The sequence below is a fragment of the Embleya sp. NPDC056575 genome, from assembly GCF_042793325.1.
Classification (GTDB): Bacteria; Actinomycetota; Actinomycetes; order Streptomycetales; family Streptomycetaceae; genus Embleya.
Genome location: NZ_JBHTVA010000120.1, coordinates 1 through 20,633 on the forward strand (window position 1 = coordinate 1; position 20,633 = coordinate 20,633).

The window sequence follows — 20,633 nt, forward strand, 5'->3', positions numbered from 1 at the left end:
GGCGGACCCCGCCGAGGCGGGCGCGGGCGCGGTCGAGGCGCCCGGGGCCGGTGCCGCGGTCGACCCCGACGTCGGGGTGGGGGGTGTCGCCGCGGCCGGGGTCGCGGCGGGGCCGGCTTCCGCCGGGACGGCCCGAGAGCTGTCGTTCATGGCGGTCCTCAAATGCGGTATCCGGCGCCGGGCACCGTCAGGATGACGGGCGGCTCGCCGAGCTTGCGGCGCAGTGTCATCACCGTGACGCGGACGACGTTGGTGAAGGGGTCGGTGTTCTCGTCCCAGGCCTTCTCGAGCAGTTGCTCCGCCGAGACCACCGCGCCGTCGGCGCGCATCAGCACGTCGAGAACGGCGAACTCCTTGGGCGACAGGTGCACCGGCACCCCCTCGCGCAACACCTCGCGCCGGTTCGGGTCGAGCCGGATGCCGGCCCGCTCCAGGACCGGCGGCAGCGGGGAGACTGCCCGCCGGCCGAGCGCGCGCACCCGGGCGATCAACTCGCTGAACGCGAACGGCTTGGGCAGGTAGTCGTCGGCGCCCAACTCCAGGCCCTCGACCCGGTCGCTGACGTCGCCGGCGGCGGTCAGCATCAGCACCCGCATCGGGATGCCGGTGTCCACGACCGCCCGGCACACGTCGTCGCCGTGCACGATCGGCAGGTCCCGGTCGAGCACCACCACGTCGTAGTCGTTGACGGCGATCCGCTCCAGGGCGGCCTCCCCGTCGTATACGACATCGACGGCCATGGCCTCGCGGCGCAACCCGGTAGCGACCGCGTCCGCCAGAAGCTGCTCGTCCTCGACTACGAGAACCCGCACCGGCTGTGCCTCCTGCTCGAAAGACTCGAAAGCTTCGCGGGACGCGAAGGAATCGAGGATGAAGTCGGGGATGGAGATGAGGTGGATCCGTTGTCCATCTTCCCCCGCGGCCCGGTAAAGCCCCGGTAAGCCGGCCCCGGGCCCGATCCGGCCCGGGGCGGGCGCGGCCGGCCCCGGCGCACATGTCCGGTTGCCGACGTTACGGGACCCCCCGAAGGAGGGAAGGATTCCGGTACGCCCCGGAAAGTCCGACACCGGATCGTTGGCTCGCACAAGTCCCCTGGTCAGACCCCTGGACCGAGGGGCCGCAAAGGCCCCGCTTCGGTGGTTTCCCCGGCGTTGCACGGGGGGTAGGACAACCGAAACCGGCGACGACGAGTGACATTGGGGCGGCCTTATGGACGAATTCACGGCCGGCGTACTGCGGCGCATACGTGAGACCGAACAGGCGTTGAAGCAGGCATGCGACACCGGTGACGATTTCCTCGTCGAGGTGGAGCAGTCCGAGTTGGACGATCTTCTGCGGATGGCGTCGGAGCACGGCGTGCGGGTGCTGCCCGAGAGCGCCTGAGCCACACCGGCCACACATCACCGCGGTACAGCAGCAGACACACCCGTTCTTGTTTCCCCCGGCGAGGTCCCCAGCGGACGCCGGGGGTTCGGCTGTCAGGCCGAGACCCGTGAGGCCCGGATCACCCCGATCCGGGCCTCACGCGTGGGCGGCGCTAGGCGTGCAGAGCGGCCAGGGCGCTCTGCAGCTCCGCGCGCAGTCCGGCGGGGGCGGCCAGGCACATCGTCGAGCCGTCCGCCTCGGGCCACAGGTCGACGACCACCTCGGCGTCGGCCTCACGGGCGATCAGCGCGCCGGCCGCGACGTCCCACGGGTTCAGGCCGCGTTCGTAGTAGGCGTCGACCCGGCCGGCCGCCACCGAGCACAGGTCGATCGCGGCCGAGCCCGCCCGGCGCAGGTCGCGCACCCGCGGGAGCAGCGCGGCGATCGCCTCGGCCTGTCGGGTGCGCCGCTCGACGGTGTAGCCGAATCCGGTCGCCACCAGCGCCCGGGCCGCCGGGACCGCGCGCCGGCAGTGGATCGGCTTGCCGTTGCGGAAGGCGCCGCCGTCGCGCACGGCGTGGAAGGTCTCGCCGACCACCGGGACCTCGACCACGCCCAGGAGCGTGCCCTCGGCGGTCTCGGCGGCGATCGACACGCACCAGCCGGGCAGGTCGTACAGGTAGTTGACGGTGCCGTCGATCGGGTCGATCACCCACCGCACCCCGCTGCTGCCCTCGCTCGCGTCGCCCTCCTCGCCGAGGAAGCCGTCGTGCGGTCGATGCGCCCGGATGCGTTCGATGATCAGCTTCTCCGCGGCCGTGTCCATCTCGGTGACCACATCGGTGGGGCTGCTCTTGGTCGCCGCGACGCCGAGGTCGGCGGGGCGCTCGTGCAGCAGGAAGCCCCCGGTGTGGCGCGCCGCGTCGCGGGCGATGGCCAGGAGTTCCGCGGTGTCGATCGTCATGGGTCCATCCTGCCGGAGCGCTCGCCCAGCAGCGCCGCCCCGCGCGGCGCCCGCACGGGCGCCTGCGGGTCGGCGGCCGACGCCCCGGGGCGCGGACGCAGGGTCCTGGGGTCGGGGCAGCAGCCGACCGGGCACACGTCGTGCGCGGCGCCCAGCACGCCCAGCGCGCACCGCGCGGGCGCCTCGCCGCGCACCGTCGCGGCCCGCTCGAGCACGAGTTCGCGCACCGCGGCGGCGAACCTGGGGTCGGCGCCGGTGGTCGCGGCCCGGGCCAGCGGCAGCCCGATCCGGGCGGCCGTGGCGGCGGCCTCGACGTCGAGGTCGTAGACCACCTCCATGTGATCGGACAGGAATCCGATCGGCACCAGCACCACGGCGGGCGCCCCGGCCGCGCCCAGTTCGACGAGGTGGTCGTTGACGTCGGGCTCCAGCCACGGGACCTGCGGGGGGCCGCTGCGGCTGGAGTACACCAGGTCCCAGTCGTGTTCGCGGCCGACCGCGCGCGCGACGCCCTCGGCGACCAGGCGCGCGGTCTCCCGGTGCTGGGTGACGTAGGCGTTGCCGGCCGGGCCCGCGGTGCGTGCGGTGACGGTGGGGATCGAGTGGGTGACCATCACCAGGCGGGTGCCGGCCCGGACCTGCTCGGGCAGCCGCGCCAACGCCTGCGCCGTGTGGTCCACCAGCGGCTCGACGAAGCCCGGGTGGTTGAAGAAGTGCCGCAGCTTGTCGAACACCGGGGCCCGCTCGCCGACTTCGGCGCGGGCCGCGAGCAGGTTCTCGTGGTACTGCGCGCAGCCCGAGTAGGAGCCGTAGGCGCTGGTCACCAGGACCGCGGCGCGTTCGACCCCGTCGTCGGCCATCCGGCGCACGGTGTCCGCCAGGTAGGGGCGCCAGTTGCGGTTGCCCCAGTAGACGGGCAGCCGCACCCCGTGGGCGGCGAGGTCGGCCTCGACGGCCGCGATCAGCGCCCGGTTCTGGGCGTTGATCGGACTGGCGCCGCCGAAGTGCGCGTAGTGCCCGGCCGCCTCCTCGAGGCGTTCGCGGGGGACTCCGCGTCCGGCGGTCACGTTCTCCAGGAACGGCAGCACCTCGTCGGGGGCGTCCGGGCCGCCGAAGGAGAGCACCAAGAGCGCGTCGAACGGCTCGGGGTCGGGGGCCTGTGTCGCGTGCATGCCTGTGATCCTCGCATCGTGCGCCGCGTCCGCCCACATCACACCCCGGGCCGCGGGGGTGCGGCGCGGGTGAGTTGCCGCCCATCCTCCGGCGACCCCTTCCGGGTCCGTTGACCGGCGGGTAATGTCCGGCAGATCCCGCGTCCGACCCCAGGAGGAATCCCGTTGAGCAGCGCCGGCCCCGCCGTCTCCAAGACGCCCCCCGCCTGGCGGAACTGGACCGGGAACCAGTCCGCGCGACCGCACTCGGTGCTCACCCCGGGGTCGGCCGAGGAGATCTCGGCCGCGGTCCGCCGCGCCGCCGCGCAGGGGCTCTCGGTCAAGGCCGTCGGCGCCGGCCACTCGTTCACCTCGATCGCGGTGACCGACGGCGTGCAGATCCGCCCGGAGGGGCTGACCGAGGTGCACGCGCTCGACCGCGCGGCCGGCACCATCACGGTCGGCTCCGGGATGCGGCTCAGCGACTTCAACACGCTGCTCACCGGGTACGGCCTGGCGCTGACCAACATGGGCGACATCGCGGTGCAGAGCCTGGCCGGCGCCACCTCCACCGGCACCCACGGCACGGGTCGGGCGTCCGGCTCGCTGGCGGCGCAGATCCGCGGCATGGAGATCGTGCTGGCCGACGGCGAGATCACCACGTGCTCGCCGACCGAGAACGCCGAGTTGTTCGCGGGTGCCCGGGTCGGCCTGGGTGCGCTGGGCATCGTGACCGCGCTGACCTTCGGCGTCGAGCCGAGCTTCCTGTTGGAGGCGCGCGAGGAGCCGATGCGGTTCGACGCGGTGCTCGCCGACTTCGACGAGCTGTGCGCGGACAACGAGCACTTCGAGTTCTACTGGTTCCCGCACACCGACAACTGCAACGTGAAGCGCAACAACCGGATCGAGGGGCCGGCGAAGCCGCTGTCGAAGGCGCGTTTCCTGCTCGACGACGAGTTGTTGTCCAACGGGGTGTTCTCGCTCGCGTGTCGGGTCGGCCGCGCCGCGCCGCGCACGGTGCCGACCATCGCCCGCCTCTCCAGCCGCGCGTTGTCGGCGCGCACCTACTCGGACACCTCGCACAAGGTGTTCACCAGTCCGCGCCGGGTGCGCTTCATCGAGATGGAGTACGCGCTGCCGCGCGCGGCGGCGACGAAGGCGCTGACCGAGGTGCGCGCGTTCGTGGACGCCGCCGGTCTGCCGATCGGCTTCCCGGTCGAGGTGCGCGTGGCCCCGGCGGACGATCTGTGGATGTCCACCGCGTACGGGCGCGAGACCGCCTACATCGCGGTGCACCTGTACAAGGGGACGCCGCACGAGCGGTACTTCACCGAGGTGGAGAAGATCATGGTCGCCCACGGCGGGCGCCCGCACTGGGGCAAGATGCACACCCGCGACGCGGATTACCTCGCCGACCTCTATCCGAGGTTCGCCGACTTCGCGGCGCTGCGGAACCGGGTGGACCCGGAGCGCCGCTTCGGCAACGACTATCTGCGTCGGGTGCTGGGCGACTGAGGCACCGGGGGGCGCCGGTCGGTCAGCGGGTGCCCGCGCCCGACCCCGCGTTCGCGTTCGTGCCGCCCCGGCCGCCCGCCTCGTTCCCGGCCGCCGCGCCGCCGGGGTCCGTGTCGCCGCCGGCCGAGCCGCCCGCCGGGGGTGTGGTCGGGGACGCGGGCGTGGTCGGCGGCGTGGAGCCGGTCGGGTTCGACGAGGCGCTGCCGCTGGGCCGGGTGGTCGGGGTGGTCGAGGGCACCGAGGTCGCGCCCCCGCCGCCGTTCGGGGGCGAGGTGGCCTTGCCGCCGGTGTCCGGGGCGTGGCTCGACGTCGATCCGGTCGATCCGGTCGGGCCGGGGGTGGCCCCGCCGGGCGACTTCGGGGTGTCGTTTCGGGTGCGCTTGTCGTCGACGATGCGCGAGATGGTCGAGCCGTCGTCGCCGTGCCCGAACAGACTCGCGAAGGAACGGCCGATCGCGGTCTCGGCGAGGGTGACCACGCCCATCGCCACCACGAACACCACCACCGCGCCGACCAGCGAACGGGCCAGCCAGACCCGCCGCTCGCCGGTCGGGGCGGGCCGCGCCCCGGGCGCGGCGCCGGCATCGCCCGGGGTCCGGGTGTACCCGCCGACCGGCAGCACCATCGTCTCGTCGGTCGCCCGCCCCGGATCGGCCACGCCCGTCGGGCGGTCGGGGATCGCGGTCGGCTCGGTGGCCGGCCCGCTCTCGGGCGGCGGGGTCAGCGTCGCGCGCACGTCGCGCAGTTGTTCGCCGGTGCGCCGGAACAGGTGGACGTAGACCGCGCTTCCGACGGTGGCGACCACGCTCGCGAGCGCCGCGCCGATCACCGTCCCGGCGACGCCGAGGGTGGAGAGCAGGAACGCCGAGGAGATGGCCGCCAGGGCGCTGCCCACGACCTGCACCCCATTGACATCGATCCGGCGACGTTCACGCTCGGTCCTTTCCGGCATCACTTTCCTTGCACGTTCGTTCACAACCGGCGGCTAATCATGAAAAACACGACTTCACCCTGGTTACGACTGAACGGCCCAGCGACATCGTTCCAATCGGCCCAATCTTGTGATCGACATCACCCCGGACGGCCGAAAACGACTCGTCCGAACGGGACGCGCCGATGCGGCGCGGTGTGTCCCGGTAGAGCCCCCGAATGGAGTACTGTTCACGCCAGGTTCCGGAAAGACCTGTGCGCGAAGGGGGAGGCGACCGACCGCAGGGGTCAGGGTGGGGCACCGCCCCGGTATCTACCCGAAATGGTGTAACCAAGGCAATTCGGCCAGTCAGGTAATAAATCCGACACGCCGGACAACTCGGTCAGGTTGTGGTCATGCCGAGGCTGGGCAGGTCACACTCGTAGCGGGAGCAACGACGCAGGTGACGTCGGCAGGCACCACCCGGGAGGTCCCCATGCCCGAACTGCGTGTCGTGGCCGTCAGCAACGACGGCACACGGTTGGTGCTGAAGGCTGCCGACGGCACTGAGTACATGTTGCCCATCGACGAGCGGCTCCGCGCCGCCGTCCGGGGCGACCGCGCCAGACTCGGTCAGATCGAGATCGAGGTCGAGAGCCAGCTGCGTCCGCGTGACATCCAGGCCCGGATAAGGGCCGGTGCCACCGCGGAGGAGGTCGCACAGCTCGCCGGCATCCCCGTGGACCGCGTACGGCGGTTCGAGGGTCCGGTGCTCGCCGAGCGTGCCTTCATGGCCGAGCGTGCCCGCAAGACCCCGATCCGCCGGCAGGGCGAGACCACCGGTCCGCTGCTCGGCGAGATCGTCACCGAGCGACTGCACCTGCGCGGCGCCGACTCCGAGTCGGTGCAGTGGGATTCGTGGCGCCGCGACGACGGCAGCTGGGAGATCCTGCTGCTGTACCGCGCCGACGGCGAGATGCGCTCGGCGAGTTGGAGCTTCGACCCGCCCCGCCGCCTGGTCACCACCAACGACGACGAGGCGCGTTCGCTGATCGGCGAGCACCCCGCGGCGTCCGAGACCCCGTTCCCGTTTCGCCCGCGCCTGGCCACCATCCCGCGCGAGAGCGACGACGACGCGATCACCAGCCTGCTCGACGCCGTACCCGGACTGCGTGGCGAGCCGGCCGCACAGGAGCGGCAGGCCTCCCCCGGACCGATGCGGATCGACGTCACCGCGCTGGCCGAGCGCCCGCGCGTGGGCAGCATCGAGCGTACGGAGCGGCCCGAGCGCCCGGAGCGGATCGAACGCGTCGAGCGGCCCGAGCGGATCGAACGCGCGGAGCGGGCGGAACGCCCCGAGCGCGCCGAGCCGATCGAGGAGGAGGAGACCCAGGCCCCCGCCGCGGCGGCGGGCGCGGGCAGCGCCTACGAGAACGTGCTGGTGCCGCGCGGCGTGGTCGGCCCGCATCGCGAGCGGCTGGTCGGCAGCACCGACCGGCAGGCCGAGGCCGACGGGGTGCGCCCCGGCCGCCGGGCGACCGTGCCCAGTTGGGACGAGATCGTCTTCGGCAGCAGGCGCAAACGGCGCGAATAACCACGGACGGCGGGAAAAGACGACGGGAAAAGGAGCCGAGGTCGTCCTCGGCTCCTTTTTCGTGTCCCGTCTCCGGCGGCGCCGATCGTTCGCGGCTACTCGCCCGTGGCCACCGGGCGTTCCGGGTCCGAGATCCAGTCGCTCCACGAACCGGCGTACAGCGCGGCGGGTACGCCGATCAGGTGCAGCGCCAGCACCTCGTGCGCGGCGGTCGCGCCGGAGCCGCAGTAGGCGGCCACCCGCGCGCCGGGAACCACGCCCTTGCTCGCGAAGTATTCCGCCAGCTCGGCGGGTTCGCGGAACCGGCCGTCGGCGTGGGTGTACTCGGTCGCGGGCGCGCTCACCGCGCCGGGGATGTGGCCGGCCTTGGCGTCGATCGGCTCGGTCTCGCCGCGGAAGCGTTCCCCGGCGCGGGCGTCGAGCAGCACGCCGCCGCCCGCCACGAACGCCGCGGTCCGGTCCGCGTCGAGCCGGGTCGTGCCGCCGGGGCGCGGTACGAAGGTGCCCGGCTCGGCGGGTGCGGGCACCACGTCGGTGACCGGCAGGTCCGCCGCCGTCCAGGCGCCGAGGCCGCCGTCGAGCACGCGCACCCGGTCGTGGCCGAAGTGGCGCAACAACCACCACGCGCGCGCCGCGGCGACGCTCTGCCCCGCGTCGTAGACGACCACGTCGGTCTCCGGGCCGATCCCGTACCGCCGCATGGCCGCGCCGAACGCGGCCGGTTCGGGCACGGGATGCCGGCCGCCGGCGCCGGTCGGGGTGTGCGGTCCCGACAACTCCTTCGCGAGGTCGACGAAGTGCGCGCCGGGCACGTGTGCGACCCGGTAGGCGTCGATGCCGGGCGGGCCACCCAGTTGCCAGGAGACGTCGAGCACTATCGGGGGCGACGAACCGTCCAGGGCGGCGGCCAGGTCGGCCGCGCTGATCAGGGAACTCATGACGGCATCCTGCCTCGTGTGACGGCTCGGCGACGAGCACACGCGGCACGCGGCCGGCAGCATCGATGTCGTATCGTCCCCGATTGTCACCTTCTGCCGAGGAGGCAGCGATGAGTGTGTGGACCTCGCGATATCCCACCGGCGTGCCGTGTTGGGTGGACCTGGCCGTGCCCGATGTCGCGGCCGGACTGGCGTTCTATCGCGGACTGCTCGGCTGGGACGACGAGATCGAGCCGGCCCCGCCGGGCGGTTACACGACCTGCACCCTCGGCGGGCGGCCCGTCGCCGGCCTGCTCGACCGACCGCCCGGGCAGCCGGAGCCGATCGCCTGGACCACCCACCTCGCGGCGGACGACATCGACGCGGTGGCCCGCGTGATCCTCGCCGCCGGCGGCGAGGTGACGGTGCCGCCGACGGACGTGCGCACGCTCGGCCGCACGGCGGTGGCCGCCGACCCGACGGGCGGGGTGTTCGCCGTCTGGCAGGCGCGCGAACACATCGGCGCGGGGGTGGTGGACGAGCCCGGCGCCGTGGTGTGGAACGAGTTGTACACACCGGACAGCGACCGGGCGAAGCGGTTCTACGCGGACGTGTTCGGCGTCACCTTCCAGGACATGTCCGACGCCGACTTCGACTACGCCACCTTCCACGTCGACGGTGTACCGCGCGGCGGGCTCGCGGGGGTGCGCAACGGGCCGCCGCCGCGCTGGGCCGTCTACTTCGCGGTGCGCGACGCGGACGAGAGCGTCGCACGGGTCGACGACCTGGGCGGCACCGTGCTGCGCGGGCCCGAGGAGTCCCCGTACGGCCGGGTGGCCGCCATACGGGATCCGCAGGGCGCGCTGTTCAACGTGATCGCGGTGGCCTCGAATCCGAATGGTCCGGAATAGTCGACTGCTCCCGATCCGCCGCCCGGTCGGGCCGGACCGGGCCGCCACTCCGACCGGAAACCGCTCCCCCCTTGAACCAAACGGGTGACGTAGAGTCGAGCTTGACGGGCTTCCGACCGGAGCGGAGTCCGGGATCGTCGGGACCCGTGCGCCTACGTACACACGGGCCGCGTCGCCCGCGACCTTCCCCGACCGGAAGACGCACCATCGTTTCGACCATCGAGGGGGTCCATTTCCATGGGCAAGCTGTTCAAGATCGTCCTGCTGCTCGCCGCCGCCGCGGGTGTCGCGCTCGCTGTGCAGAAGAAGCGCAACCAGGCCTGAACCGGCGGCGATTGGGCACAAAGGGGCGACCCCCATCGGGGCCGCCCCTTTTGCCTGTGCAAGAGCCGCGCTTGCCGAAGAGCCACGCCCGCCGAATCCGGCGCGCGCTAGCTCCGAACTTCGAGCAGCGGGATCAGTTGTTCGGCCGCGGTCATCGAGCCGTGCACGCCGGTGAGTCGGGACTCGCCGGGCTCGCGCCGGGAGGCGACCACCGCGACGTCGCCGAAGGCCGCCGCGACGATGTCGCCGATGCGCTCGCGGACCCGGTCCTCGACCTTGGGCCCGAACCAGCCCGACTCGATCGCCTCGTCGCGGGTGACCACCCACATCCGGTCGCCCAGCATGTCGTCCCAGATCGCGTACACGTCCCGGGTCGCACCGGGCCGGGTGTAGACGTGCCGGGCGCGCGCCTCGCCGCCGAGCAGGGCCACTCCGGCGGACAGGCCGGGGTCGGCGTCCACGTCGACCCGCTGCTCGGGGGCGACGTCGACCATGCCGTGGTCGGCCGTGACGTACAACACCGAGTCGGCGGGCAGCCCCTCGGCCATCGCCCGCACCACCTCGTCGATCCGGCGCAACTCCGCGCGCCACTCGGGCGAGTCGACGCCCATGCCGTGCCCGACGCGGTCCAGCTCACTCGCGTACGTGTAGATCAGCACCGGGCCCGGCTGCGCCAACTGCCGGTGTACCGCCGCGATCCTGGGGGCGCCGAACTCGGCGCCGAAGTAGCGACCGCCGGCGAGCGCGGCCCTGGTCAGCGGCGTGTGCTCGAACATGGCGTCGTTGACCTGCGCGACGGTGATCCCGGCCGCGGCGGCCCGTTCGAGGACGCTCGGATACGGCTGCCACGCCCGGGGTTCGATGTCGCCGACCCAGCGCAGCTGGTTCATCAGCCGGTTCTCGCCGGGCACCGCCACCGCGTAGCCGACCAGGCCGTGCACACCGGGCGTGAGGCCGGTGCCGAACGACGCGAGGCTGGTCGCGGTGGTCGCCGGGAAGCCCGCGGTGAGCGGTGTGCCGCTGCCGGCGAACGAGCCGGCCAGGAGGGAGTGCAGATACGGCGCCTCGACGGGATGCGCCCGCAACAACTCCCAGCCCAGGCCGTCGATCAGGAACACGCACGCGGCGCGCGCGGGCGCGAGGCCGAGGATGTTCCGCTCCCCGGGCATGCCGAGGGAGGCGGCTATGGAGGGCAGCAGGTCGCACAGCGCCCCGGTCCCGTAGCGGGGCAGTGGGACCGGGGGTTGCTCGTCGAGCCAGACGGAGGTGCTCACTGGTTGATGCCGGCCACGGCCTCGGACAGCGCGCGGGCGAAGGTGAGCGTGCGCTCCACCGCCTCGGGCCCGTCGGCGGCCTCGCTCACCCGCAGCGACAGGTCGTCGGCGGTCAACGAGCCGGTGTAGCCGTGGTCGACCTCACAGTTCGGGTCGGCGCACCCGGCCGGTTCGAGGTCGATGCGGCCGACCGCGCCCCAGCCGATGGTGAGCACGGCTTCGCGCGGCGGGGCCCCCGGAACGTATTCGGCGGGGTTGCCCACGACCCGACTGACCACGACCGACTCGAGTCGGTCGATCCGCACGGTCTCGGTGGACGTGGTCGCGTAGGGCGTGGGCGACGTGTCGTCGGGTGCGTGTTCGTCGGTGTGGCTGACCAGGAATCGGCCTGGCGTGAGCACCAGAACGGTGATGTGGCGGCGGACCTCATTGGAATCGAACGTGGTCTCCTGGTGCACCAGGAAAGCGTCGACCGGCTCGGTGCCGATCGTGGACTCGACCGCGTCGGCAACGAGGCTCGGGTAGTAACCGCTGCGCTCGATGGCCGTGCGCAGCCCCTGGGTCGAGGTGGTGGTCTTAGCCATACCCCCCATCCTGGCACCTCCGAGGGCGCCCGTGCGCCATCCACCTCGTCCGAAGATCGGGTCGGATACCGGCCGTTGCCGAATGGTGACGGTTTGTCGACGTAATGACAGGACCGAACGGGTGAGGTGGATGCGCACTGTTGGGGCGCCCTCTACGGATCGCCACCGTGCGCCTTCCGTGCGCCCTCCCGTTCGACGGCTCGGCGGGGTTGACTGATCTCTCGAGAGACCCGGCCGGGGCAACAGGGACGCGCCGTGCAGACGGTGGCACCGGCGGATCTCTCGCGACACTCGTGCCCCCGGGCGGGGGGACGAGTGACACCGCCTCATCGCCGGGGACACTCGGGGAAACGACCGGCGCGGGGCGGCTCGGTCCGGACAGCGTGAACGGCATGAAATGCGCAGCCATGTGGAGGGTAGGCGCGGAGGGGCATGCCGCGGAGCGGATCCGGCCCGGAGCCGCCGCCGTACGTAGGTGCCACAGCTCGGGGTGGCATGTGAGTACGGCGGCGGTTCCACATGTCCGGGCGACGTCGAGGCGTCGGCGAACCCTCGGGGGCTACGGCCGCGACAGTGCCCTCGGGCCCAGGTCGGTGCGCGCCGGCGGGCGGGACAGCCGGATTCGCGCGCCCAGCACGTGTGCGCCCTCGGGCGCCACCACCACCGGGTTCAGCTCGACGGACGTCACCTGCGGCAGGTCGTCGGCGAGCCGGGACAGGCGCAGGAGGACGTCCTCCAGCGCGGGTACGTCCACCGGTCGGGCGCCGCGATACCCGAACAACATCGGCGCCGCCCGTACCTCGCGGACCAGATCCGCCACGTCGTGGTCGGTGGCCGGCACCAGACGGTGGGCCACGTCGCCCAGAAGCTCGCTCGCCGGTCCGGCAAGGCCGAAGGACAACACCGCGCCGAACGACTCGTCGTAGGTGAGCCCGAGCACCGTCGCGATCCCGTGCGGCGCCATCGACTGCACCACGAGTCGGGCCTGGTCCGCGCCGCCGAGGCGGGTGGTCAACTCGCGGAAGACCCGGCGCAGTCCGGCCTCGGCGCCGATGTCCAGGCGCACGCCGTCCACGTCGACCCGGTGGCGCAGGTGTTCGGCGATGGTCTTGAGCGCGACCGGATAGCCCAGTTCGGCCGCCGCGCGCACCGCCGCGTCCTCGCTGTCCACCCGCACCGCCGGGCGCAGCCGAATGCCGTAGCAGTCCAGGAGTTCGGCGGCGTCGGCCGGCGACAGGCCGACCGCGTCCGCGCCGCCGAGCCGGGCCCGGACCAGCGCGCGGGCCTGGTCGGTGCGTACCTCGGCGTGTTCGGGCACCCGGCCCCTGGGCCGCCGGCGCCAGGCGGCGTAGCGCACCACCTCGGCCAGCGCGCGCACCGCGTTCTCCGGGGCCGGATAGGAGGGCACCGAGCCGAACGCGGGCACGCCGTCGGCGTCCAGCCGGCGTAGCTGTGTGGGCAGTCCCTCGTGCGCGAGGTAGGTGGTCAGCAGCGGTTTGCCGATCTCCGCCGCCTGCCCGGCCATCTCCGCGATGGTGTTCGCGACCTCGTCGCCGGAGGTGGTCAGCGGCGGGATGAACACGGTGATCACCGCGTCGGTCTCGGCACTGGCCAGCGCGTCGGCGAGCGCCGCGCGGAAGTCGTCGGCGGTGGCGCCGGTGGTCAGGTCGACCGGGCGCAGCGGGCGCAGGCCCGCGCTCGCGCAGGCGTCCTGGGTGAGCAGGCCGAGCGAGTCGGAGTTGCCGATGATCGCGATCCGGTCGCCGGCGGGCAGGGGTTGGTAGGCGAGCAGTTGGCCGACGTCGAACAGTTCGGCGACGGTGGGCACGCGGATCACGCCGGCCTGGCGAAAGAGCGCGTCGACGGCCGAGTCGGGCAGGGTCAGCGCGCGGGTGACGTGGCCGAGTGGGACGCCCTGGCTGTGCCGTCCGGACTTGACCGCGACCACGGGTTTGGTCCGCGAGATCCGGCGGGCGAGGCGGGTGAACTTGCGCGGGTTGCCGATCGATTCGAGGTGCAGCAGCACCACGTCGGTGGCCGGGTCGTCCTCCCAGTACTGGAGCAGGTCGTTGCCGGAGACGTCGGCGCGGTTGCCGGCGGACACGAAGGTGGAGAGGCCGATCCCGCGACCGACGGTGGATTCGAGGATCGCGATCCCGAGTGCGCCGGACTGGGCGAACATGCCCACCCGGCCGCGGCGCGGCATCCGCGGCGACAGGCTCGCGTTGACCCGCAGGTCGGGGTCGGTGTTCAGCACCCCGAGGCAGTTGGGGCCGATCACCCGCATGCCGCGCCGGCGGGCGGCGCGGACCAGGCGGCGCTGGCGCTCGCGTCCCTCGGGTCCGGTCTCGGCGAAGCCGGAGGACACCACGACCAGGCCGTGCACACCCTTGCGGCCGCATTCGTCGACCACCCGGCGTACCGCGTCGGCCGGGACGGCGACCAGCGCGAGGTCCACGTCGCCGGGGATGTCGGACACCGACGCGTAGGTCGGCACGCCGTCGATCGGCTCGCCGCCCGCCTTCGGGTTGACCGCGTGGATCTCGCCGGTGAATTCGCCCGCGCGCAGGTTGCTCAACAACGTGTGGCCGACCGTGCCCTCGCGCCGGCCGGCGCCGATCACGGCGACCGATCGGGGGGTGAGCAGGCGGGCGATCGAGCGTGCCTCGGCCCGGTGTTCGCGTCCGAGCATCACGCCGAGCGAGGTCTCGGTGGGGGCGAGTTCGAGGTTGAGCCGGACCACGCCGTCCTCGAACGCGGATTGCTGGGTGTAGCCGGCTTCGGTGAACACGGTGACCATGCGCCGGTTCGAGGGCAGTACGTCGGCCACGAAGCGTCGGATGCCACGTTCGCGGGCGACCGCGGCGATGTGTTCGAGCAGGACCGATCCGACGCCGCGGCCCTGCTGGTCGTCCTGGACCAGGAAGGCGACCTCGGCGGTGGACGAGCGGCCCTGCGGACCGGTGCGCACCGAGCGGCCGTCGGGGCCGATCCGGTCGTAGCGCACGATCGCCACCATCTCGTCGCCGACGAACAGCCCCAGGCCCACCCGGTCGACCCAGTCGTGCGTGGTGAAGCGCCGCACGTCGCGGTCGGACAGGCGGGGGTAGGGGGTGAAGAAGCGCAGGTATTTCGACTCGGCGGACACGCGCGCGTAGAAGTCGACGAGGCGACCGGCGTCGTCCGGGCCGACGGGGCGCAGGTGGGCGGTCGCGCCGTCGCGCAGCACGACGTCGGCCTCCCAGTGCTCGGGGGGCTTCGGCGGCGGACCTGCGGTGTCGGTGGGCTCCACGTTTGCGAGGCTAACCCCTGTGTCGTGCCGCCGGCGGATTCGAGGCGCCCCGACTCGGTTGGTGTCCGGCACGCCTGATAGACCATCAGATACCGTTCCCGGTCTCACTCCAGGAGGCAACCCATGTCCGCTCAGGGCCTGTCCGCCGCTTTCCCCGTCGCCGACATGGCCGCAGCGGTGCGGTTCATGACCGCCGTGCTCGGGGCCGAACCGACCTTCGTCGACGGGGAGCGCTGGGCGCAGTTCGACGTGGCCGGCGGCCGACTGGCGCTGGCGGGTACCGACCGCGAGGGCGACGCGGCCTCGGTGATGGTCAAGGTCGCCGACCTGGAGGCGGCGCTCGCGCCGCTGCGCGAGGGCGGGTTCACGGTGGGCGAGCCGGTCGAGGGGCCGCACGAGGTGCGGGTCCGGGTGAGCGGCCCGGACGGCTGGGCGGCCGTGCTGTACCAGCCCCGGCGCTGACCCCGCGTCGGGGTGGAACGGTGAATTGCCATGATCATCGGAGTATCCGAGCGTCGGGGCGAGGCCGAACCGGCACGTCCCGGCGCGTATGCCACCCCGCTGCCGCTCGCGCCCGGTAGCGTCCTTCCGGTGAACGGCTTGCGGATTCTGCCGGAGGTCGCCGACGCGCTGGCCGCGGGCCGGCCGGTGGTCGCGCTGGAGAGCACGATCATCGCGCACGGGCTGCCGCGGCCGGACAATCTGCGGATCGCGCGGGAGATCGAGGGGCGGGTCCGGGCCGCGGGCGCGGTGCCGGCGACGATCGCGGTCGTGCACGGGCGCCCGTCGATCGGCCTGGACGCCGAGACGCTCGAATTCGTGGCCGGTTCCCGGGAGGTGCTCAAGGCCGGGATCCGCGATCTGGCGCCGGTCACCGCGCGGGGCGGGCACGCCGCGACCACCGTGGGGGCGACCGCGCATCTGGCGCATCAGGCCGGGATCCGGGTGTTCGCCACCGGTGGCCTGGGCGGGGTGCATCGCCAGGCCCGGGACAGCTGGGACGAGTCGGCCGACCTGATCGCGCTGACCGGGTGCGGGCTGACCGTGGTGTGTTCGGGGGTCAAGTCGATCCTGGACGTGGGCGCGACGCTGGAGCGGTTGGAATCGCTCAACGTCACGGTCCTCGGCTTCGGTACGCACGCCTTCCCCGGGTTCTATCTGGCCGACTCCGGCCATCGCCTGGAGTGGCGGGTGGACACCGCCGACGAGGTGGCCGACGTGGTGCGCGCGCACGAGGCGCTGGGGTTGGGTCATACCGCCGTGGTGGTGGCCAATCCGGTGCCTCGGGGCGATCAGATGGATCCGGACCTGCACGATCGGGTGCTGGCGCGGGCGCTGGCCGCGCTGGCGGACAGCGGGGTGCGCGGCAAGGCGGTCACCCCGTTCCTGCTGGAGTTCTTCCATCGGGAGACGCGCGGCGCGAGTCTGGCCGCCAACATCGCGCTGATCCTGGGCAACGCCGACCTGGCCGCGCGGATCGCGAGGGCGTTGACCATCACCTGACCGCGCCCGGGATCGATCGTCACCGGACGGCGTGCCGGGTGCGTTCGTCACCCGGCCGGGTCGACCACCCGGGGCCAGGTCGCCCGCAGGCGCGGCACCGCGGGTGCGAACCGCGCGGCCGTGCGCACCGCCTCGCGCATCGACGCGTATTCGGCGGCGCCGGTGCCCGCGATGTCGAACGCGGTGCCGTGGTCCACCGAGGTGCGCAGGATCGGCAGCCCGACGGTGACCGAGACGGTGCCGTCGAAGTCGAAGGTCTTGGCCGCGATGTGGCCCTGGTCGTGGAAGTGCGACAACACCCCCGCCCAGCGCCCGCGCAGCCCCTGGTGGAAGACCGAGTCGGCGGGGATGGGGCCGACCACGGCCAGGCCGCGGTCCCGGGCCCGGGCCACGGCGGGCGCGAGTACCTCGATCTCCTCGTCGCCGAACGCGCCGCCCTCGCCGCCGTGCGGATTGACCGCCGCCACCGCGAGCACCGGGTCGGGCTCGTCGCCGAACACCCGCAGTGCCCGGTGCGCGGCCGTGATCGCCGCGTCCACCCGCTCGGGGGTGAGCAGGTCGAGCGCGGTGCGCAGCGAGGCGTGCCGGGTGGTGAAGAAGATCTTCAGGCCGCCGACCACGAACATCGTGTCGGAGTGGGCGGCGCCGGTGAGTTCGCCGAGCAGTTCGGTGTGGCCCAACTGCCCGGCGCCCGCCGCCCAGATCGATTCCTTGTTGATCGGGGCGGTCGCGATCGCGTCGACCGCGCCGGCCTCGGCGGCCCGGACCGCGAGCCGGATCGCGGCGAGCGCGGCGGCGCCGGCGGGTGCACCGACCCGGCCCCACGGCATCGTGTCGGCGATCTCCGCGTCGGTCACGGTCGCGGTGTCCAGGATGTCGACCACGCCGGGCTCCGGCTCCGGCCGCGTCCCGATCCCGGCCGTGTCGATCGAGCGCACCTTCATCTCCAGGCCGCAGGCCCGGGCACCGCGCCGCAGCGCCGCCGCGTCGCCGACCGCGACACACCGGGCGATGCGCGGCAGGCCCGGGTCGGCCAGGGTGCGCGCGACGATCTCCGGGCCGATCCCGGCCGGATCGCCGAGGGTGAGCGCCACCACGGGCGGCGGGTCGTCGTCGGCGTGGTCCATCGGGTTACCGGCGTGGTCCATCGTCGCTCTCCCCGGTCGTGATCGGTGTCGGCGACGTCGTCGCCGTGACGGTGGAACTCATCCGCAGGTGCAGCGCGCACGCCACCGCCGCGTACGCGTCGCCGACCAGGCCGCCCTTGGCCGCGAACGGCAACCCGTCGTGCGCTCCGCCGACCAGGCGGCCGGCCACCACCAGGGGCTGGACCTCGCTCTCCACCGCCAGCCCGTCGGCGCCGAGCGCCGTGCACACCGCCCCCGCGATGTCCCCGCCGGTGGCGTACACGCCCGCGAACGGCGCGGTGGCCAGCGCGCGTTTGACCGCCTCGCCGAGCAGTACCGGCAGGCGGGCGGCGATCACCGGGTCGACCCGATCGGGTATCCGGGTGCGGATCCCGGTCAGCGCGGCGCCGGTGCGGGCCAGCGCGACCAGGTCGGCGGCGAGCCGGATCGGATCCGGCGCGTCGCCCACGTCCAGCCAGCGCGCGTCCAGGCAGCGCTGGGTCTGCGCGATCTGCTCCCGGCTGAGCCGGCTCAGGCTGCCGGCCACGCCGAGCACCGGGCGGCCGGTGGGCACCGTGCCCAGCGCGCCGGCCAGGGCCGCGCCGAACGGTCCGGGGTCGACCGGCAACCAGCGCAGATCCCCCTCCAGGGCGCGGGCCAGCCCCCGCCGATCGCCGCGCACCACGTCGAGCGGGACGTGCGCGACGGTGTGCTCGCTCGTGGCGAACGTACCGAGCACACAGGAGGACCTGACCGGGTGGAACGGGTCGCGGGCCGCCTCGCTGTCCGCGATCGGCACACCGTGTACGCGGTGCACGCCGCCCTCGGTGGTCCGGCCGGCCTCGGGATGGGCCGGCACCACCAGCGCCCGCACCGGCGGCCCGGGGCGGGCGTCCAGCACGTGCAGCAAAGCGGCGGTCTCCGCCCCCGGGTTGCCGCGCAGCGTGCTGTCCACCCGCTTGGCCACCAGCGGGGTGTCCGGGAACACCGAGGCGCCCGCGACGACCCGGCGCGCGGCCTGGACGCCGGGCAGGTGCCGGGTGGCCAGGTCGAGCACGAGCACGTCGGGGGCGCTGACACACGTGCGCGGCGGCCCGCCGGTGACGAGCGTGCGCATCCCGCGCCGGGCGAAGCGCACCGCGGTGGCGTTGGCGCCGGTGAGGTCGTCGGCCAGGACGAGCACGCGTGGGCCCGATAGCGCCGTACTGTCTGTCAATTACGGTCCCGAATGTCAGATCAAGATCATCTTTGTGCGCTTCGTTCCGTGTCCCCGGGAGTCTGGCCGCCCCGCGCCGGACGGTCAACGCGTATGGCCCGGTCTCGGTCGTTGACCGCTCGAACGGGTGATGCGAGGGTGCGTTTCTGCACGGGCGACGCCGTGTTGCGGTACAGCGAGACCACACGACAGACGGAGGAATTCGGCGATGACGACGGGTGCGACCGAGGCGTTTCGCGCTGCGCGCGACTTCCTGCTCGAACACCGCGAGGATCAGCCCACCGCGTGCCGGGACTTCCCGCGCCCCGAACCCACCGAATTCAACTGGGCACTCGACTGGTTCGACGCGATCGCCCGCGACAACGACACCACCGCGCTGTGGATCGTGGCCGAGGACGGCACCGACACCAAGGTCTCCTTCGCCGAGTTGTCCCGGCGTTCCGACCGGGTCGCCGGGTGGTTGCGGGCGCGCGGGGTGCGGCGCGGCGACCGGATCCTGCTCGTGCTCGGCAACCGGGTCGAGTTGTGGGAGGCGATGCTGGCCGCGATGAAGCTCGGCGCGGTGATCATCCCGGCCACCACGATGCTGGCACCGGCCGACCTGACCGACCGGGTCACCCGGGGCGGCGTCGCGCACGTGATCGCCGAGTCGGCGGTGACGGCGGGCTTCGCCGAGGTGCCGGGCGAGTGGACCCGGATCGTGGTGGGCGAGCCGACCGAGGGCTGGCTGTCGTTCGACGACGCGCGGGAGTCCGACGCCCCGTTCGAGCCCGACGGGCCGACCGCCGCGAGCGATCCGCTGCTGCTCTACTTCACCTCCGGCACCACCGCGCAGCCCAAGCTGGTCGGGCACACCCAGGCGAGCTATCCGATCGGGCACCTGTCCACCATGTACTGGATCGGCCTGCGGCCCGGCGACGTGCACCTGAACATCTCCTCGCCCGGCTGGGCCAAGCACGCCTGGAGCAACTTCTTCGCCCCCTGGAACGCCGGCGCCACGATCTTGATCGTGCGTCAGGAGCGATTCGCCGCCCGCCCGTTGCTGGACACCATGGTGCGCTGCGGGGCGACCTCGTTCTGTGCGCCGCCGACCGTGTGGCGGATGCTGGTCCAGGAGGACCTGGGCGCGTGGCGCACGTCGCTGCGCGAGGTGATCGGCGCGGGCGAGCCGCTGAACCCCGAGGTGATCGAACAGGTGCGGGCCGCCTGGGGGTTGACCATCCGCGACGGCTTCGGGCAGACCGAGACCACCGCGCAGATCGGCAACGCGCCCGGGCAGGAGGTCCGTCCGGGGTCGATGGGCCGCCCGCTGCCCGGATACACGGTGGCGCTGGTCGACCCGATCTCCGGCGAGGTGGTCACCGACACCGGCGCCGAGGGCGAGATCTGCCTCGAACTGGCCGCGCGCCCGCTGGGTCTGATGACGGGCTACCTCGACGACCCGGAGCGCACCGCCGAGTCGATGCGCGACGGCTTCTACCACACGGGCGATGTCGGCACCAGGGACGCGGACGGCTACATCACCTATGTGGGCCGCTCCGACGACGTGTTCAAGGCGTCCGACTACCGGATCTCGCCGTTCGAGTTGGAGAGCGTACTGATCGAGCACGACGCGGTGGCCGAGGCCGCCGTGGTGCCCTCGCCCGATCCGGTCCGGCTCGCGGTGCCCAAGGCGTACGTGGTGCTCGCCCCGGGGCACGAGCCCACCCGGGAGACGGCACTGTCGATCCTGCGGCACGCGCGCGCGGCGCTCTCGCCGTACAAGCGGGTGCGCCGGATCGAGTTCGCGCAGTTGCCCAAGACCATCTCCGGCAAGATCCGCCGGGTCGAACTACGGGGTCGCGAGCGCGAGTTGCACGACGAGGACCTGGCCTCGCGCGGCACCCTGGAATGGTTCGAGGAGGACTTCCCCGAGCTCAAGGGCAGCTGACCCCGGGAGTACGAACCGCCGGGATCGCGCGGGGGCCGGGCCGGGCCCGGCCCCCG

General features: G+C 73.2%; 17 protein-coding genes. 7 read left to right on the plus strand and 10 right to left on the minus strand.

Features of this window, described 5'->3' with window-relative positions:
• Positions 1-158 precede the first annotated feature (158 nt).
• Positions 159-812 (minus strand): response regulator transcription factor, encoded by a 654-nt coding sequence (locus tag ACFRCG_RS46710; protein WP_078974953.1) that lies wholly within the window; start codon positions 810-812, stop codon positions 159-161.
• 397 nt (positions 813-1,209) lie between these two features.
• Between ACFRCG_RS46710 and ACFRCG_RS46715 the strand changes: the two genes are divergently transcribed.
• Complete coding sequence (locus ACFRCG_RS46715; RefSeq protein WP_020555845.1) at positions 1,210-1,383, plus strand: hypothetical protein; 174 nt, start codon at positions 1,210-1,212, stop codon at positions 1,381-1,383.
• A gap of 154 nt (positions 1,384-1,537) precedes the next feature.
• Here the strand turns inward: ACFRCG_RS46715 and ACFRCG_RS46720 are convergent, their stop codons facing one another.
• Together ACFRCG_RS46720 and ACFRCG_RS46725 are read right to left on the minus strand one after the other, a co-directional pair.
• Positions 1,538-2,329, minus strand: a complete 792-nt coding sequence (locus ACFRCG_RS46720; RefSeq protein ID WP_380042775.1) for an inositol monophosphatase family protein — start codon at positions 2,327-2,329, stop codon at positions 1,538-1,540.
• Positions 2,326-3,501, minus strand: coding sequence for a ferrochelatase (locus tag ACFRCG_RS46725; RefSeq protein ID WP_380042776.1), 1,176 nt, complete (start codon positions 3,499-3,501; stop codon positions 2,326-2,328). Before ACFRCG_RS46725 ends, ACFRCG_RS46720 begins: the two co-directional genes overlap by 4 nt.
• A gap of 159 nt (positions 3,502-3,660) precedes the next feature.
• Between ACFRCG_RS46725 and ACFRCG_RS46730 the strand changes: the two genes are divergently transcribed.
• Complete coding sequence (locus tag ACFRCG_RS46730; RefSeq protein WP_380042786.1) at positions 3,661-4,995, plus strand: D-arabinono-1,4-lactone oxidase; 1,335 nt, start codon at positions 3,661-3,663, stop codon at positions 4,993-4,995.
• A gap of 22 nt (positions 4,996-5,017) precedes the next feature.
• On the opposite strand, the gene ACFRCG_RS46735 is transcribed toward ACFRCG_RS46730, so the two are convergent.
• Positions 5,018-5,947: a hypothetical protein gene (locus ACFRCG_RS46735; RefSeq protein ID WP_380042777.1), complete on the minus strand. Its 930-nt coding sequence runs from the start codon at positions 5,945-5,947 to the stop codon at positions 5,018-5,020.
• A 421-nt stretch (positions 5,948-6,368) separates the two neighbouring features.
• Here ACFRCG_RS46735 and sepH point away from each other — a divergent pair, with 421 nt between their 5' ends.
• Complete coding sequence (gene sepH, locus ACFRCG_RS46740; protein WP_379996076.1) at positions 6,369-7,499, plus strand: septation protein SepH; 1,131 nt, start codon at positions 6,369-6,371, stop codon at positions 7,497-7,499.
• Positions 7,500-7,594: 95 nt separating this feature from the next.
• On the opposite strand, the gene ACFRCG_RS46745 is transcribed toward sepH, so the two are convergent.
• A complete protein-coding gene (locus tag ACFRCG_RS46745) occupies positions 7,595-8,437 on the minus strand; it encodes a sulfurtransferase (RefSeq protein ID WP_380042778.1) in 843 nt (280 codons plus the stop codon).
• A gap of 110 nt (positions 8,438-8,547) precedes the next feature.
• Here ACFRCG_RS46745 and ACFRCG_RS46750 point away from each other — a divergent pair, with 110 nt between their 5' ends.
• A complete protein-coding gene (locus tag ACFRCG_RS46750; RefSeq protein WP_380042779.1) occupies positions 8,548-9,327 on the plus strand; it encodes a VOC family protein in 780 nt (259 codons plus the stop codon).
• Positions 9,328-9,758: 431 nt separating this feature from the next.
• Here ACFRCG_RS46750 and ACFRCG_RS46755 read toward each other — a convergent pair whose 3' ends face one another.
• The 3 genes from ACFRCG_RS46755 to ACFRCG_RS46765 form a co-directional block, all read right to left on the minus strand.
• Complete coding sequence (locus tag ACFRCG_RS46755) at positions 9,759-10,925, minus strand: alkaline phosphatase family protein (RefSeq protein ID WP_380042780.1); 1,167 nt, start codon at positions 10,923-10,925, stop codon at positions 9,759-9,761.
• The gene (locus ACFRCG_RS46760) at positions 10,922-11,509 is read right to left on the minus strand and encodes a DUF5998 family protein (protein ID WP_161365428.1); all 588 of its coding nucleotides are present in this window, start codon (positions 11,507-11,509) and stop codon (positions 10,922-10,924) included. The genes ACFRCG_RS46755 and ACFRCG_RS46760 overlap by 4 nt, the downstream gene beginning before the upstream one ends.
• A gap of 559 nt (positions 11,510-12,068) precedes the next feature.
• Complete coding sequence (locus ACFRCG_RS46765; protein WP_380042781.1) at positions 12,069-14,801, minus strand: GNAT family N-acetyltransferase; 2,733 nt, start codon at positions 14,799-14,801, stop codon at positions 12,069-12,071.
• Positions 14,802-14,924: 123 nt separating this feature from the next.
• Here ACFRCG_RS46765 and ACFRCG_RS46770 point away from each other — a divergent pair, with 123 nt between their 5' ends.
• Both ACFRCG_RS46770 and ACFRCG_RS46775 read left to right on the plus strand, forming a co-directional pair.
• Entirely contained in the window at positions 14,925-15,263 is a 339-nt protein-coding gene (locus tag ACFRCG_RS46770; RefSeq protein WP_126641737.1) for a VOC family protein, read from the plus strand.
• 30 nt (positions 15,264-15,293) lie between these two features.
• Entirely contained in the window at positions 15,294-16,304 is a 1,011-nt protein-coding gene (locus ACFRCG_RS46775) for a pseudouridine-5'-phosphate glycosidase (RefSeq protein ID WP_380042782.1), read from the plus strand.
• Positions 16,305-16,351: 47 nt separating this feature from the next.
• Here ACFRCG_RS46775 and pdxA read toward each other — a convergent pair whose 3' ends face one another.
• Positions 16,352-17,452 carry a 4-hydroxythreonine-4-phosphate dehydrogenase PdxA gene (gene pdxA, locus ACFRCG_RS46780; protein WP_380042783.1) on the minus strand — a complete coding sequence of 367 codons (1,101 nt, stop codon included), beginning with the start codon at positions 17,450-17,452 and terminating at the stop codon, positions 16,352-16,354.
• The gene (locus ACFRCG_RS46785; protein WP_380042784.1) at positions 17,436-18,647 is read right to left on the minus strand and encodes a four-carbon acid sugar kinase family protein; all 1,212 of its coding nucleotides are present in this window, start codon (positions 18,645-18,647) and stop codon (positions 17,436-17,438) included. Before ACFRCG_RS46785 ends, pdxA begins: the two co-directional genes overlap by 17 nt.
• Before the next feature lie 208 nt (positions 18,648-18,855).
• On the opposite strand from ACFRCG_RS46785, the gene ACFRCG_RS46790 reads away from it, so the two are divergent.
• The gene (locus ACFRCG_RS46790) at positions 18,856-20,577 is read left to right on the plus strand and encodes an AMP-binding protein (protein ID WP_380042785.1); all 1,722 of its coding nucleotides are present in this window, start codon (positions 18,856-18,858) and stop codon (positions 20,575-20,577) included.
• Positions 20,578-20,633 lie beyond the last annotated feature (56 nt).